8 protein-coding genes are annotated in these 14027 nt (G+C 71.9%); 3 read left to right on the forward strand and 5 right to left on the reverse strand.

Annotated elements, in window-relative coordinates:
* The first annotated feature begins 13 nt into the window (after positions 1-13).
* Genes Mam01_RS20695 through Mam01_RS20705 form a run of 3 tightly spaced genes read left to right on the forward strand, consistent with a single transcriptional unit; the run spans position 14 to position 6035 of the window.
* A complete protein-coding gene (locus Mam01_RS20695; RefSeq protein WP_204286891.1) occupies positions 14-1372 on the forward strand; it encodes an ATP-grasp domain-containing protein in 1359 nt (452 codons plus the stop codon).
* Positions 1357-4818: an IucA/IucC family protein gene (locus Mam01_RS36795; protein ID WP_307820073.1), complete on the forward strand. Its 3462-nt coding sequence runs from the start codon at positions 1357-1359 to the stop codon at positions 4816-4818. The genes Mam01_RS20695 and Mam01_RS36795 overlap by 16 nt, the downstream gene beginning before the upstream one ends.
* On the forward strand, positions 4815-6035 hold the full coding sequence (locus Mam01_RS20705) for a type III PLP-dependent enzyme domain-containing protein (RefSeq protein WP_239101476.1): 1221 nt from the start codon (positions 4815-4817) through the stop codon (positions 6033-6035). Before Mam01_RS36795 ends, Mam01_RS20705 begins: the two co-directional genes overlap by 4 nt.
* 215 nt (positions 6036-6250) lie before the next feature.
* Here the strand turns inward: Mam01_RS20705 and Mam01_RS20710 are convergent, their stop codons facing one another.
* The 5 genes from Mam01_RS20710 to Mam01_RS20730 all read right to left on the reverse strand — a co-directional run bounded on the left by Mam01_RS20710 (position 6251) and on the right by Mam01_RS20730 (position 13923).
* Positions 6251-8008 carry a copper resistance CopC/CopD family protein gene (locus Mam01_RS20710; protein WP_204286892.1) on the reverse strand — a complete coding sequence of 586 codons (1758 nt, stop codon included), beginning with the start codon at positions 8006-8008 and terminating at the stop codon, positions 6251-6253.
* Entirely contained in the window at positions 8005-8745 is a 741-nt protein-coding gene (locus tag Mam01_RS20715; protein WP_204286893.1) for a YcnI family copper-binding membrane protein, read from the reverse strand. Before Mam01_RS20715 ends, Mam01_RS20710 begins: the two co-directional genes overlap by 4 nt.
* Positions 8746-8841: 96 nt before the next feature.
* Positions 8842-10191, reverse strand: a complete 1350-nt coding sequence (locus Mam01_RS20720; RefSeq protein ID WP_204286894.1) for a multicopper oxidase domain-containing protein — start codon at positions 10189-10191, stop codon at positions 8842-8844.
* A gap of 147 nt (positions 10192-10338) precedes the next feature.
* Positions 10339-12498: a hypothetical protein gene (locus tag Mam01_RS20725; protein WP_204286895.1), complete on the reverse strand. Its 2160-nt coding sequence runs from the start codon at positions 12496-12498 to the stop codon at positions 10339-10341.
* Between the two features lie 543 nt (positions 12499-13041).
* Positions 13042-13923 carry a hypothetical protein gene (locus Mam01_RS20730; protein ID WP_204286896.1) on the reverse strand — a complete coding sequence of 294 codons (882 nt, stop codon included), beginning with the start codon at positions 13921-13923 and terminating at the stop codon, positions 13042-13044.
* Between the last annotated feature and the right edge of the window lie 104 nt (positions 13924-14027).

A 14027-nucleotide genomic window follows, 5' to 3' on the forward strand; every position in this document is an offset into this window, starting at 1 on the left:
TATCGGAGGGCCGGTGCGGCTGTACCTCACCACGCTCAACCCGACCGACTCGGTGACCGGCGGATTCCTTCCCGCCGCGGCCGCGCTGGGCTGGGACGTGACGATACTCACCGACCAACCTGATCGGTATGCCGGGTGCCCGGGATGCGAGGTCCTCGCCGCCGACGTCCGCGACGCCAGGGCCGTGATCGACGCCGTGGCCGCCCATCACGCGCCCGGCGCGATCTTCTCGAACTCCGACCACCTCCAGGCCCCCACCGCGCTCGCCGCCGAGTATTTCGGCCTGCCGGGCAAGGACTGGCGGGCCTGCGTCACCGCCAAGAACAAGGCGCTGACCCGCCGCGCCCTCGCCGCCGTGGAACCGGTCAGGTCCGTACGGATCCCTCCCGGCGGCGACCTCCCGCGCGACCTGCCGTACCCGGTGGTGGTCAAACCCGCGCTCGGCGTGGCGAGCGAGGACGTCGTGCTCGTGGACGGCCCGGACGCGCTGCGCGCGGCGGTGGCGGAGATCCGGGAGCGCCGCCCGGCCGAGGTCCTGGTGGCCGAGGAGTTCCTGGACGGGCCGGTGCGCACACTGGAAACCCTTGGCGACGGTGCCAGTGTCGGCGGCCGTTACAGCGGTGGCCGGGACGGCGGTGGCGGCGGTGGGCGTCACAGCGGCGGCGCGCGGCGGGTCCTCGGCGGGTTCGCCACGACGCTCGGCCCGCCACCGCGATTCATCGAGGAACGCCTGGACTGGCGACCCCCGGACCCCGGGCACCTCCCCCACCTGTCCGCCGCGCTGGACGCCGCAGGCGTCGGTTTCGGCGTGTGTCACACCGAATACGCCGTCACCCGGGACGGCCCGCGGATCATCGAGATCAACTATCGGCTCATCGGCGACACCTGCGACTTCCTGCTGGCCGACCTCCTCGGCCTACCCCTGCACGAATGGATCCTGCGAATTCACGCAGGCGAACCCCTCTCCACGTTCGACTTCGACGCGTTCGGCGCCGCTGCGTTCGACCACGCTGCGTCCGGCGTCGGCGGCCCACGTCCGGCGTACGGGTCTGTCGTGAGCCTCGTGGCCGAGCGCTCCGGCACGGTCACCTCCGCACCGCCGGACCTCCCCGCGCCAGGTCTTTCCGGGCCGGGCCTTCCCGCGCAGGGCTTCTCCGCGCCGGGTCTTTCCGGGCCGGGCATCCCTGCGGCGGGCGACGGGGACGGCGTACGGCTGTGGCACCGGGCGCTGCGCCAGGTCGGCGACCACGTGGAGGTGACCGGCACCAATCGCGACTATCTCGGCCTGCTCCGCGCCGTCGGACCGGACCGGGAGCGCGTCGACGCCGCGGTGGACGCGTTCCGGAAGGAGCACCCTTGGGTGCTGGCATGACGGCGGAGCACTACCTCGCCGCGCGGGTGCTCGACGCGCTGCTGCGGGAGGACTACGGCGGTGTCTCCTCCCGGGTGACCCGTGACAGGGACGGCGTCGCGATCGTCCTCGCCTCGGGACGGCGGGCCGGCCTCACGCCGGGCAGCCCGTTCCAGGACTTCTCGACGGCCCCTGATGAGCGCCTGCGCCTGGCCGAGGTGCTGGACACGCTGCGGGAGGTCGCCGACCCGGCCGACGCCGAGGGGGTCGCCGCCTTCGCCCGGGAGTGCCGCGAGACGCTCACGGCCCTGAAGGCCCGGCACCGGCTGGGCGGCGAGGTGGCCCGGCGGCTGCGCGGGCGGGACGGACTGATCCGCTACGAGTCGCTGGCCGCCTCGGTGGACCATCCGCTCTATCCGACGGCGCGCTGCCGCCTCGGCGTCTCCCCCGGCGACCTGCCGTCGTACGCGCCGGAGTTCGCCCCCGAGTTCGCGATGCGCTGGGCGGCGGTGCCGCGGGAGCTTGCGACGCTGTCGCGGCCGGAACCGCCCGCGTGGTGGCCCCAGCCAGAAGATGTTGGGCTGCCGCCCGGCCTCGCCCGTACGCACGTGCTGTTCCCCGTCCATCCCCTGGCGCAGCCGCTCGTGGCGGGGCTCCCCGGGGTGGCCCCCGGGTTTTCCGGCGCGACCCCGGAGTTCGCCGGGCCGGAGCCTGCGCTTCCCGTGCCTGAGCTTGGGCTTTCCGGGCAGGTGGCGGGGCTTTCCGGGCTGGTGCCGGGGCGGCGTCCGTACCTGGAGGTGCGGCCGACCCTGTCGATGCGGACGGTCGAGGTCGGCCCGCGCGTCCACCTCAAGGTGCCGCTGCCCACCAGCACGCTCGGCCTGCGCAACCGCAGGTCGATCAAACCGGGCACGCTGCGCGACGGCGCGCTGGCCGAGTCGCTGCTGCGCCGGATCCTGCTGCGCGAGCCCGGCCTGCGCGCCACGCTCGCCGACGAGCAGACGTACGGGCACGCGGGGCACGAATATCTGGGCTGGCTGGTCCGCGGGCTGCCCGAGGGCGAGATCGTCCCGGTCGCGGCCCTCCTCGCGCCGCTGCCGGACGAGGACGACCGGCTCGTCGCGCACGAGGTGGCCGGGCGGCACTACGGCGGCGACATGCGCGCACTGCTGGACGACTACCTCTCGGCGCTGTTCGCCTGGAACGTCGCACTCTTCGTGCGGTACGGCGTCGCATTGGAGGCCCACCAGCAGAACCTGGCCCTGCTGTTCGGCGACGGGCCCATGCGGCTGCTGGCCAAGGACAACGACGGGCTGCTCGTCTCCCCCGGGCGGTTGCGGGCCGCCGGGCTCGACGCTCCGGACTTCGACGACGCGCGCATGCTGACCGACGACCCCTACGCGCTCGCCGACGTCTTCGTGACGATCACCCTGCACCTGGCCGCCATGGCGGTGGCCCACGGCCTGCTGCCCCACTCCGGCGCCGCGCTGGTCCGGCGGGCGCTGACGGCCGCGCTGGAGCCGTACGGGGACGACCCGATGGCCCGGCTGCTGCGGGCCCGCACCCTCGACGCCGCCCGCCTCACCGGCAAGTCGATGGTGGTCGCCGGGACGCTCGTCGCGAAGGAGCGCACCGGAGCCCGGGACGTCAACAAGTTCTACGGAACGACCGGCCCCAACTATCTGAGAGGCGCCCGCTCCGTGGATCTCCCAGCTGCGGATCCGAAGGCCGACGAGACCGCGCTGGGGGCGCTGCTGCGCTGCTGGCTGCGTGAGATCGGCGGCCCGCGTGGCGACGTACGCGCCGCCGGACCGCATCTGACGCTCCGGGTGGCCGGGACGCCGGTGCGCGTCCGCGCACGCGGAGGCATCGCCCTGCGTTTCGACGGCCCGCCCGAATTCCTGGCGGAGGGGCGGTGGCAGCCCCTCGACCTACCCTCCCTCCTCGCGCTCGTGGAGAGCGATCTCGACGGCGGCAACGAGGAGTTCGCCGACCAGGTCCGCGCCGGGCGCGACGCGGCCGCCGCGATCCTCGCCGCTCGCGAGCGGGCCGCCCCGCCCGCAGACCCCTGGCTCGTCTCGGAGCAGGCACTCGTGGCCGGGCACCCGTTCCATCCGGCTCCAAAGGCCCGCGCGGGTGACGGCTGGCTGGACCACGCGCCCGAGGCGCACGCGCGCTTCGCGCCGCGACTGCTCGGAGTGCGCGCCGACCTGGTGGCCCAGGAGGGCGACACGACGGCGCTGGACGGCTTCGGCGAGGCGCCGCCGGACTACCTGCCGCTGCCCGCCCATCCGTGGCAGCTCCGCCTGCTCGCCGCCGACCTGCGGGAGCCGCTCGCGGACGGGCGGCTCGTGGACCTCGGGCCCGGCCCCCGCACGCTCGTGCCCACCTCCTCGGTCCGGACCGTGTACGACCCCGGCGCCGGTGTGTGCCTGAAGTTCAGCCTCGACGTACGGATCACCAACTGCGTGCGCAAGAACGCGTGGTACGAGCTGGCCGGCGCGGTGGAGCTGACCCGGCGGCTCGCCCCCGTCTTCGAGCTTCTGGACAGGCGTTTTCCCGGCACGCGCTGGCTGCCCGAGCCCGGCTATCGGTCGGCCGCGCTCGGCACACGGCTGCTCGAAGGGCTCTCGGTGATCGTCCGTACGGGGCCGTGGGCCGTGTGCGGGCCGGGAATCACGCCGGTCCTCGCCGCGGCCGTGGCGGCGGGCGGCGAGGGGGTCCCGAAGGCCGTCCTGGCCCGCCGGGCGGCCGACCCGGTCGCCTGGTTCGAGGCGTACGCCGAGCGCGTGGCATACCCGGTGCTCGACGCCTACATCTGGCACGGCGTCGTGCTCGAACCCCACGTGCAGAACGTGCTCGTCGGGTTCGACGCGGACGGGTGGCCCGCCGAGGTCGTCTTCCGCGACCTGGAGGGCACCAAGCTGGTCACCGGCCGCCACGACCTGACCGGCCTGCCGGGCGAGGTCGCCGACTCCCTGTCGTACGACGCCGGCCGCGGCTGGCACCGGGTGGCCTACTGCCTGTTCGTCAACCACCTGGCGGAGGTCGCCGCCACAGTGGCCGACTCGGTGGCCGACGCAGTGGCCGACGCAGTGGCCGACGCAGTGGCCGACGCAGTGGCCGACGCAGTGGCCGACGCGGCGACGGGCCGGACGACAGGCCCGGCGACGGCCCGGCTGGCGGACGCGGGAGGTGAGCGTCTCCTGCGGGACCTGTGGGCCGCCGCCCGCGCGTCCCTTGAGCGCTACGTGGACAGCCACGCTGCCGGTCCTGACGCCCTCGTGCCGCTGACCCGGCTGCTGGCGGGGGCGCCGCTGCCCGCCAAGGCGAACCTCACCGTACGGTGGGCGAGGGCGGCCGACCGGGAGGCCGGATATGTGCACGTCGCCAACCCGCTTGCGCCGCCCGGGCCCCGCCCCGGCCCGCTCTGGCCCGAGCCGACCCACGCCAGGGGGCGCGGATGAGCATGGACATCCCATTGGGTGTGCGGCAGATCGCCGAGTCGCTGGACGACGTCCCCGCCTACGTCTACGACCTCGCCGGGCTCGCCCGCCACGCGGCGGCCGTACGCGCCGCACTGGCCGGGACCGAGCTCTGCTACGCCGTCAAGGCCAACCCCGACCCTGAGGTGCTGCGGGCGCTCGCGCCGTACGCGGACGGGTTCGAGGTCTCCTCCGGCGGCGAGTTCGAGCACGTCAGGGCGCTGCTGCCGGACGCCCGGCTGAGCTTCGGCGGGCCGGGCAAGACCGGCGCCGAGCTGGCGCTCGCCCCTTCGGCGCACCGGTGGCACGTCGAGAGCCCGGCCGAACTGCGGCGCCTGCGCGGCCCGGCGGACGTGCTGCTGCGGGTCAACCTCGACGTGCCCGTCACCGGCGCGGCCCTCGCGATGGGCGGCGGCGCGACCCCGTTCGGCATGGACCCGGACGGGGTCGCCGAATGCCTGGCCCTGCTCGGTCATCCCACCCCCGGCGACGCCGCCTCGGACAGAATCCAAGGGAGGCGCTCAGACGGGCTTTCGGGGCGCCCGCCAGGCCCTGTCTCACCCGACGTCTCAGCCGACGTCTCAGGCGGGCCGGACGAGTGGGAGGCGTTGCGGCTACGGGGCGTCCACGCCCACCTGGCGAGTGGCCTGGCCGCCCCCGACCTGCTCACCCTCGCCGAGGCCGTGCTCGCGTACGGCAGAAGCCTGGGCCTGCGGGAGTTCAACCTCGGCGGCGGGATGGCCGTCTCCTACACCCGTCCCGAGGAGCGGTTCGACTGGGCGGCGTACGGCGCGGGCCTGCGGGCGCTGGCCCGGCCGGGCGAGACGCTGCGCGTGGAGCCGGGGCGGGCCCTGACCGCCTACTGCGGGTGGTATCTGACGACCGTGCTCGACGTGAAGCGGGTCCACGGGGAACGCTTCGCCGTGCTCTCCGGCGGCACCCACCACCTGCGGACGCCGGTGACGAAGGGCCACGACCAGCCGTTCGCCGTACTGCCTCGAAGTGGAGAGGGTGAGGACGGCCCGGTGACCCTGGTGGGACGGCTCTGCACCCCGAAGGACGTCTTCGCCCGCCGCGTCCCCGCCGCCCTCGCCGTCGGCGACGTGGTCGCCTTCGCCATGGCCGGCGCGTACGCCTGGAACATCTCCCACCACGACTTCCTCATGCACCCGAAGCCCGAGTTCCACTACCTGCGCTGAGAGCCGAGAACCTTCGCGGAGTTGGCGAGGCGGGCCTCGTTGAGCGACCTGATGACGTCGAGCCTGGCACGGTCGCGGTCGATGACGCGCTGCTGGGCCTCGACGTAGACCGTGCGGCGGACGTCGGAGTAGCCGGTCTTGGCCCGGCACTGCGCGTCCGCGACCGCCGTGTCGATCTCGGCCCGCGTGCCGCGTGGCTTGCCCGAATCCGCCCTTCAGGCGCTCACGTCGACCACGACGCGAACCGTGGCCTGGTCCGTCTCCGTGGTGCGGACCGTGAGAACGGCCTGCCAGCGACCCGGGAACGGCAGGTTCAGCTGGCCGATGTAGTGCCCGCCGGCGCCCTGGAGCTCCACCGGGATCGGCCCGAGGTCCCGGTCTGTGAGGGTCATGGCGGCGTGCACCTCCGGCACGTTGAGCGGCGCGCCGTTCGGGCCGAGCACCGACAGGTGCAGCTGCGCCGGCCCCACCTTGGGCGGAAATACCGCGAGCAGCACCGCACCGCGCGCGGCGGGGCCGGAGCCGGCCGAGAACGGCACGGGTGTGGGCACGGCCGGCACCGGCGCCGCCGTATTCGCGGGCGCCGCCGTCGAGCGGTGCTCGGCGTACGCCGAGCGGGCCGGCTCCATGGCGACCAACGCGGCGGACAGGCCGAGCACGACGGCACCCACCGCCGTCTCGCCCAGCAGCCGCCGGTAGAACGCGTAGAGCTGGTGCGGGTCAGGGCCGCCGCGGCGCCGGTTGCCGCCCGCGCCGTAGTGGCGGGCGACCCATCCGCGGGCGGCGGCGCCGAACGCGACCAGCACGACCACGAGGGCGACCTTCGCCAGCAGAACCCGGCCGTACGCGGTGGCGAACAGCGTCGGCGGCGACCCGACCTGCCGCCAGGCCTGGAACAGGCCGGTGGCGACCATGAGCGCCACGCACACCAGCGCCGTGTGCGAGAACCGGGGCACCGCCACGCGCAGGGTCACGGCGTCGCGGGTCGGCACGTGCGTCATGGCGAGCGCGACGAGACCCCCGAGCCAGACCGAGCCGGCGACGAGGTGCACGACGTCGACCGGCACGGCGAACCCGCCGGCCTCGCCCGTCACGCTGTGGTTCGCGATGCTCCAGGTCGCGGCGAGCGCCGCAGCGGCCGCGAGTACCGCCGCCGCGGCCGTCCACCGGGTGCGGCGGTCCGGCGCGTCCGGGTAGCGGTTCAGCAGCCAGACGAGTGCGGGCGCCGCGGCGAGCAGCAGAGCGACGCGAATCCCGAGGGCACGGCCCAGGCCGGTGGCCCATGTCGTGGACAGCAGCCGCGGGTCGAAGGCGCCCGCCACATCGCCGTCGGCCACGTACGGCCCGTACAACAGGCCGGAGGCGATCGCGGCGGCGAGGCTGGCGCCCCAACCTGCCCACAACGCCCGCCGGGCCGGCCGTCGCCGCGCACCGGCCGGCCAGCACCACGCCAGGTAGAACGCGGTGCCGAGCAGCACGGCGAACCCCGCGAACGCGGCCCACCGGGCGGCGCCGTACGCCGTCGCGGCATCGCCGGAACGATCGCCCGGGGGCGTGACACCGGCCGGGCGGCTGCCCGGCGTACCGACGGTGAACGTGTAGGCGCCCTGCACCGGGTGGCTGTCGGAGGACACCACCCGCCACGAGACGGTGTAGACGCCGTCGGCGAGTTTCCCGTTCAGCGGGGCCTCCACCGACGTGTCGTCGCCCACGCGGTGGACCGGTGCGCCGATGCCGATGCGGGCGCCGTCCGGGCCGAACAGCCGCAGGCCGTCCGGCGGCACGGTCACCGGGTCGGTGAACTGCAGCAGCAGCGTCCGAGGGGAGTCCTGGTAGATCTGGCCGTTGGCCGGCGCGGCGTCGACCAGTTCCGCGTGCGCCCAGGCAGGGCTCGCCACCACGAGGGACACGGCGGTGGCGAACCCTGCCAGGAGGACGGCGAGCCCCGCGCCGCGCGTCCTGATGCGGGTCACGGCGAGAGCCGCGCGGCGGTGTCCGCCTCCGCGAGCGGCGCGGAGGCCGGCACCGAGGTGCGCCGGCGCAGCCCGGTCGCGGCCGCCGTCAGCAGCGCGAGGGCGCCGAGCGCGAGGCCGGCCCAGCCGAGCAGGCGAGCGACGCCGTCGTCGGTGGGGGTGGGGGTGGGAGTGGCCGCGGCGGGCGCGTTGGCCTGCGCGTCCGCCGGCTTGACGTCGATCACCGGCGCCGGGTGTTCGGGCCGTGGCGCGCCGGCCTCCGGGATGTCGATCCAGCGGACGACCTCACCGTTGCTGTAGGTCTGCAGCGCCTTGAACACGAGCTGGCCGGGCGTGGTGGGCAGCGGACCGAGGGACACCTCGAAGACCTGGAACTCGCCGGGCTTGATGGCGCCGCCCTCCCACACGATGCCCGTGACGGCCTTGTTGCCGGCCTCGTCGTCGTGCCCGGCGGACGCGGCGTTCGGCAGTTGCCGGGTGGCGACAGTGGCCTTCCAGCCCGGGACGGGGCGCAGGGAGACGCTGGTGAGCTGGGCGTTCTCCGGGAAGACGACCTCGACGCGGGTCGTGTTCGCGTCCGCGCGCTCGTCGGGCACCTTGAACGCGAACGTGCCGTAGCCGCCGGTGGTGGCGACCGAGGGGGAAACGGTGACGTGGGCCCACGCCGGCAAGGTGGGGGCGAGCAGGACGGCGACGCCGGCGACGAGCGTCGCGGCGACGACACGGATGGGCTTCATGCACGGACTCCTTGCGCGATCGGTATGTGGAGCCCGTGCCGGCCAGGTGCGCGCACGGCTGACCGGCACGGGTTCGGAGGCGGGTTCAGCCGGCGATTACGGCGTCACATTGATGATCGTCACGAGGCCGATCATGCCGTTGGGTCCCTCGGAGTGGGAGAAGATGTGGCAGTGCAGCAGCCACTTCCCGGGCTCTTTGGGCTGGAACACGATGTCGTACGTCTGTCCGACGCCGACGTTGAGCGTGTCCACGGTGTACGGTGAGGCGAGCTTGTTGCCGTCTTGGGCCACGACCTGGAACGGCACCCCGTGCAGGTGCATCGGGTGGATCATCTCGGGGCCCGTGCCGATCAGCCGGACGTGGACCTTCTGGTTGACCGACGCCGTCAGCGGCACGGTCGCCGGGTACGACTTGCCGTTGAAGGTGAACCCGTTGGAACCGTCGCCGATCTCGATGGTGTAGTGCTTGTCGGCGGCGATGTCGCCCAGCGTCGGGGTCACCAGGAGCGCGCCGTAGAGGCCCCGGCCGACCTGGCCGCCACCCATGTGCGAGTGGTACCAGTGCGTGCCGGTCGACTTGGCGGTCCACTCGTACGTGTAGGTGTTGCCGGGCATGATGTGCGGCTGCGTGATGTCCGGCACGCCGTCCTGCGCGTTCGGCAGTTGCATGCCGTGCCAGTGCACCGCCGTGTGCTCCGGCAGGTCGTTCTGCACGATGACCCGCACCTGGTCGCCCTCGTTGACCTTGATGGTGGGGCCGGGCACTATGCCGTTGAACGTGTACGCCTGCTTCACCACCCCGGGCGAGACCTCCCAGTCGGTCTGCGACATGCACAGCTTGAACACCTTGACGGTGCCGACCAGGTTGTAGGCGGCCAGCCGGGTGCCATCGCCCTGGTCGGCGCCGAGGGCCGGGTTGTCGCAGGGCGCGGAGCCGGGCGGCGGCGTCGTCGGAGTGACGCTCGGGCTCGGGCTCGTGCCCGGGCTGCCGCTCGGCGACGGGCTCACGCTCGGTGACCGGGACGGCGACGGCGACGGCGGTGCCGTTCCGGCGTTGATGATGCCGGTCATGTACGGGTGGAAACTGCAGTAGTAGTTGTACGAGCCGGCGGTGGCGACGGTGACCATGAAGCTCGCCCCGGGCGGCAGGTCCGGGGACGTGAAGTCGCCGCGGATGGCGTGGACGGTACCGTCTGTCTCCTGGTTGACGAACGTGACCGTGTCGCCGGGCGCCAGCGTGAGCACGTCCGGCGTGAACGCGAAGTTCTTGATCGCGATCGTGTGGTTCGTCGCGCCCGCGGCCTTCGGCGCGAACAGTGCCGCGCCGGGGACCAGGATCGAGAGCGCGATCACGCCGATCAGCATGAGCCGCCGTACCGGTGGCGAGGCGTCGGAGAGGGCGCGCCGGAGGGCCGCGAAGGGCTCCGGCGCGGTCGTATCAGACATGGGTGTACTTCCTCGTCTACTGTGGGATGCACGCGCCCACGTGTCGGCGGCCGAATGGACCGGCGTGGGTGGTGCGCGATCGGGGGCCCTGGTCAGGGGGAGGGACCGTCCGCTTTACGGTCCCTCCCCCGCAGTGCGGGCCCGCAGTTACTCGCAGACCCCCTGGTTGATGGGGTTGAGCTGGGCACACGTGAGCTGGTCCGCCATCTCCGGCGTGGCGTTCTGCACCCAGCCGTTGTAGACGATCGGATAGGGCAAGACGCCCTGCCCGCCCATGCCGTTGTAGCCGGTCACGACGTCGTCCACGGCGGTGCCCGCGGCCGAGTCGAGAACCATCTTGCCGACGATTGTGGAGTCGGCGGGGCTGCCGTCGCCGTTGGGGTCGGGGTCGATCACGGCGAGGGTGTTGGCGAACTTGCTCGACACGTAGGCGTAGTAGCCGCCGCCGCGCTTGGCACCGAAGTTGATGCCGTGACAGCCGGAGTCGCACGGCAGGTACTTGATGACCTTGTCGGTCTTGGTGTCGATGACGGCGATGTTGCTCGTGAGCGTGTTCGCCACGAACGCCACGTTGCCGTCAGGGCTGACCGGGATCTGGATCGGCAGGCCGCCGAAGCCCCCGGTCGTCGCCCCGGTCACCATGTCGTAGTTCGCCCACAGGTTGATGGACTTGTAGCCGACGTTCGTGCCGCTGTCGGAATGGCACGCCGGCCCGTCCAGCGAGATGCAGGAGACGCTCTGGCCGAGGAAGTTGGCCACGTAGTACTTCGAGGAGTCCGGCATCATGCCGGTCGCGATGGGCAGCTGCTCGGTCTGCACCTCCTGGATCGAGCCCGACGGCACGTCGACGATCGTCGAGTTGTTGTGGTTGACGTTCGGCGTGACCATGGTGTGCCCGTCGGCGCTCATCCAGTGCGCGTGCGGGTGGGCCGGTGTCTGGCCGGGACCCTGCACCAGGATGCGTCTGTCGATCTGCTTGGCACCCGGACTCAGTTCGACCACCGCGTTGCCGGCGTTGATGGCGACGTGGAGCTGGTCGGTGTCGGTCCGGGTCATCACATGGGATGGGTCCGGGCCGACCTGGATGGTTCGCACGAGCTTACCCGTGGTCCGGTCGAACACGGTCAGGCGGTCGGAGAACCATTCCGTCTGATAGATGTACTTTCCGTCGCGGTCCGACCACATATTGTGCGGGTTGTTGAGGTTGATCTGTGGGAGCGCCACCTTCCGGTCCACGGTCCAGTTCTGCACGTCGACCTTGGTCGCCGCGCCGGACTTGACCTTGCCGGCGTACTGCTCCATCTGGGTGTCGACCCAGAGCTCACCGACGCCGGGCACGCTCGGCCGCTGGGTCAGCGCGGGCAGCGTGACGCCCTCGGTGAACTTGCTGTTGTAGTACGCGTCGAGGCTCGGGATGATCACCGGCTGCTCGTTCGCGTCGTACTCCAGGATCGGCGCGGGCGGGTAGTAGGGGTTCCAGTTCTTGGTCTGCGTGTTGCTGTAGACCTGCCAGTTGTCGGGCGTGGTGATCCGGAAGAACTTCTGCACGAGCTCCTGCACCACGTCGGCCGAGCTGGGCACGACGATGCCGCCCTTGACGTTGACGTTGAGCTTCTTGCCGAAGTCCAGGCCGGGCGTGAGCGGGTCGTCCACGACCACAGCGCCGAGCATGTACGGGTGGATCTTGCAGGCCCACGCGTACAGGCCCGGTTCGGTCAGGTTGGCCTCGGCGTTGCCGATGAACGCACTGTTCTGGTCGATCGGCTGCGCGCCGACCGGCCAGATCAGGCTGGTCACCGAGTGGGCCGAGGCGGCCGCCGGTGCCGCCACCGCGAACTTCGCCTTCGGCGCGAGGCTCAGGTCCGTGGGCGCCAGCGCGGCGACCTCCTTGAGCGTGCGCATCAGGTCGAGCCCCACGGGCAGGCTGCCGAGCGGGGTGGCGCTGCTGTCCGGCACCGTCGACAGCTGCTGGCTGAGCTGGTTGATCTGCGTCTTGGCACGCTGGATCGTCGGGTTCAGGAATCCGAGCGCGCCGCCCGCCGCGTCGACCGCCGAGTTGAGCTGGTCGAGGTTGAGCAGGCTGTTGACGTTCACACCGAGGCTGCCGATCAGCGGTGCGTCGCCGTTGAGCAGCGGCAGGTTGAGCAGGCCGCCGCCGAGATCGCCGTTGAGCAGCGTGTCGGTGTTCAGCGGCAGCGACGCGAGCTTGGTCCGCGGCGTCACGGCGACGCCGAGCGACCGCGTGCCGAACAGCGTCGCACCGGTGTCGAACCACGCACCCTGGTTGTCGGTGAGCGTGAATTGCACCGGCGTTCCTACACCGATCGGAAGCGCGTTGGATGAGGACGGATTGACCCCGATTGTTACGAAAACCAGGATCGGGGTCAGCAGCCAAGCCAGTCGTCGTCGATTGGCCCGGCGTCGGGCGGCGAGAATGCCGCGTGGGGGAGAATGCATACACTCCTCCTGAAGTGGGGTGAGATGATGACGCCAGCCGGATGTTTCACGCGCGGCTAGGCGCAGTTAACTCGCTGTGAACGGGCGCTCACGCGCAACACGGTTACGAACGCCTCAACGTGGCGCGGCGGGGCCGTGAATCGGGTTGGTTCAGCACCAAGCTCAGGTCGAACTGACCAGAGCGGGATTTGCGCCGCTCAGGCGGCCGATGGACAAATACAACGGACGCAACAAACCCGAAACAAGCCGCGTAACGTGGCCCAACGGCCAGGGTCCACCGATTACTCCATCGCCGGCGACGGGACGCACGGCGTGACACACACCGGCACCCTTCACGACTCATGAGACGCCAAAGGCCGCATGGGAGACCGCGCCGAGGAAGCCCGAGTTCCGCTACTTGGGCTGAGAGCCGAGAACCTTCGCGGAGTTGGCGAGGCGGGCCTCGTTGAGCGACCTGATGACGCTGAGCCGGGCACGATCACGGTCGATGACCCGCTGCTGGGCCTCGACATAGACCGTGCGGCGGACGTCGGAGTAGCCGGTCTCGGCCCGGCACTGCGCGTCCGCGACCGCCGTGTCGATCTCGGCCCGCGTGCCGCGTGGCTTGACGATCTGGTCGTCCTTCGCGGTCGTCGCCCAGCGCGGGTCTCCGACGGCCTGGCCGATGCTGCTGTAGTGGAAGCCCCTCGACTCCATACAGTCGCTCCACTCGCGCTCGGCCGCCGCGATCCGCGGGTCCCGGGAGGCGGCGTCGGACGCGCTGTCGGCGAAACGCGGGACCTCGTCGTCGTCGAACCTCTTCCGGATGTCCGCCTGGGTCACGCCCCGCGCTCCCCGGTTCAGCACCGCGTCGGCCTCGGCCATGCAGCCCCCGGGCGGCACCGTCCGCCCGTGGTACCGCCGAACGTTTCCCATCAGGACACGAAACTCGTCGTCGCTGCCCGAGTACGTGGGGATCCCCGTGTCCTCACTCACATTCCGGCGTTCCCCCGCGTAGCCCGACTTCTGGGCCTCTTCGGGATCGAACCACCCGAGATAATCGATGTTGTGCAGGTTGGTCACCGGTTCGACGGCGGGAAACCGGAAATCGAGCCCCGCACGACGCATGCACTCCTCGGCCAGCATGAACCGCGCCCGCAGGACCTGGGCCCGGTTCTCGGCACCGAGGCTGTATGCGTCCAGAGGCAGGTGGGTATCCGGCGGATTCGCCGACGCCGAGCACCCGGCCGCCGCCACGACACCAGCCATCACCAACGCCATCCGCAGAAGAGACATGGGGCATTCATAGCCGATCATGAACAGCCCGCGCCGACAAAAGAGACAATCACTCTCAGAAACTGCCGGTATGGCATTTACGGCCAATGACCGAAATCACCACG

This window comes from Microbispora amethystogenes, from assembly GCF_016863015.1.
Taxonomy (GTDB): Bacteria; Actinomycetota; Actinomycetes; order Streptosporangiales; family Streptosporangiaceae; genus Microbispora; species Microbispora amethystogenes.

What these genes read in the sequence shown, in the direction of transcription:
- Mam01_RS20705 (WP_239101476.1), top strand. Translation starts at nt 4,815, where the DNA reads ATGAGCATGGACATCCCATTGGGTGTGCGGCAGATCGCCGAGTCGCTG.
- Mam01_RS20715 (WP_204286893.1), bottom strand. Translation starts at nt 8,745, where the DNA reads ATGAAGCCCATCCGTGTCGTCGCCGCGACGCTCGTCGCCGGCGTCGCC.
- Mam01_RS20720 (WP_204286894.1), bottom strand. Translation starts at nt 10,191, where the DNA reads ATGTCTGATACGACCGCGCCGGAGCCCTTCGCGGCCCTCCGGCGCGCC.
- Mam01_RS20730 (WP_204286896.1), bottom strand. Translation starts at nt 13,923, where the DNA reads ATGTCTCTTCTGCGGATGGCGTTGGTGATGGCTGGTGTCGTGGCGGCG.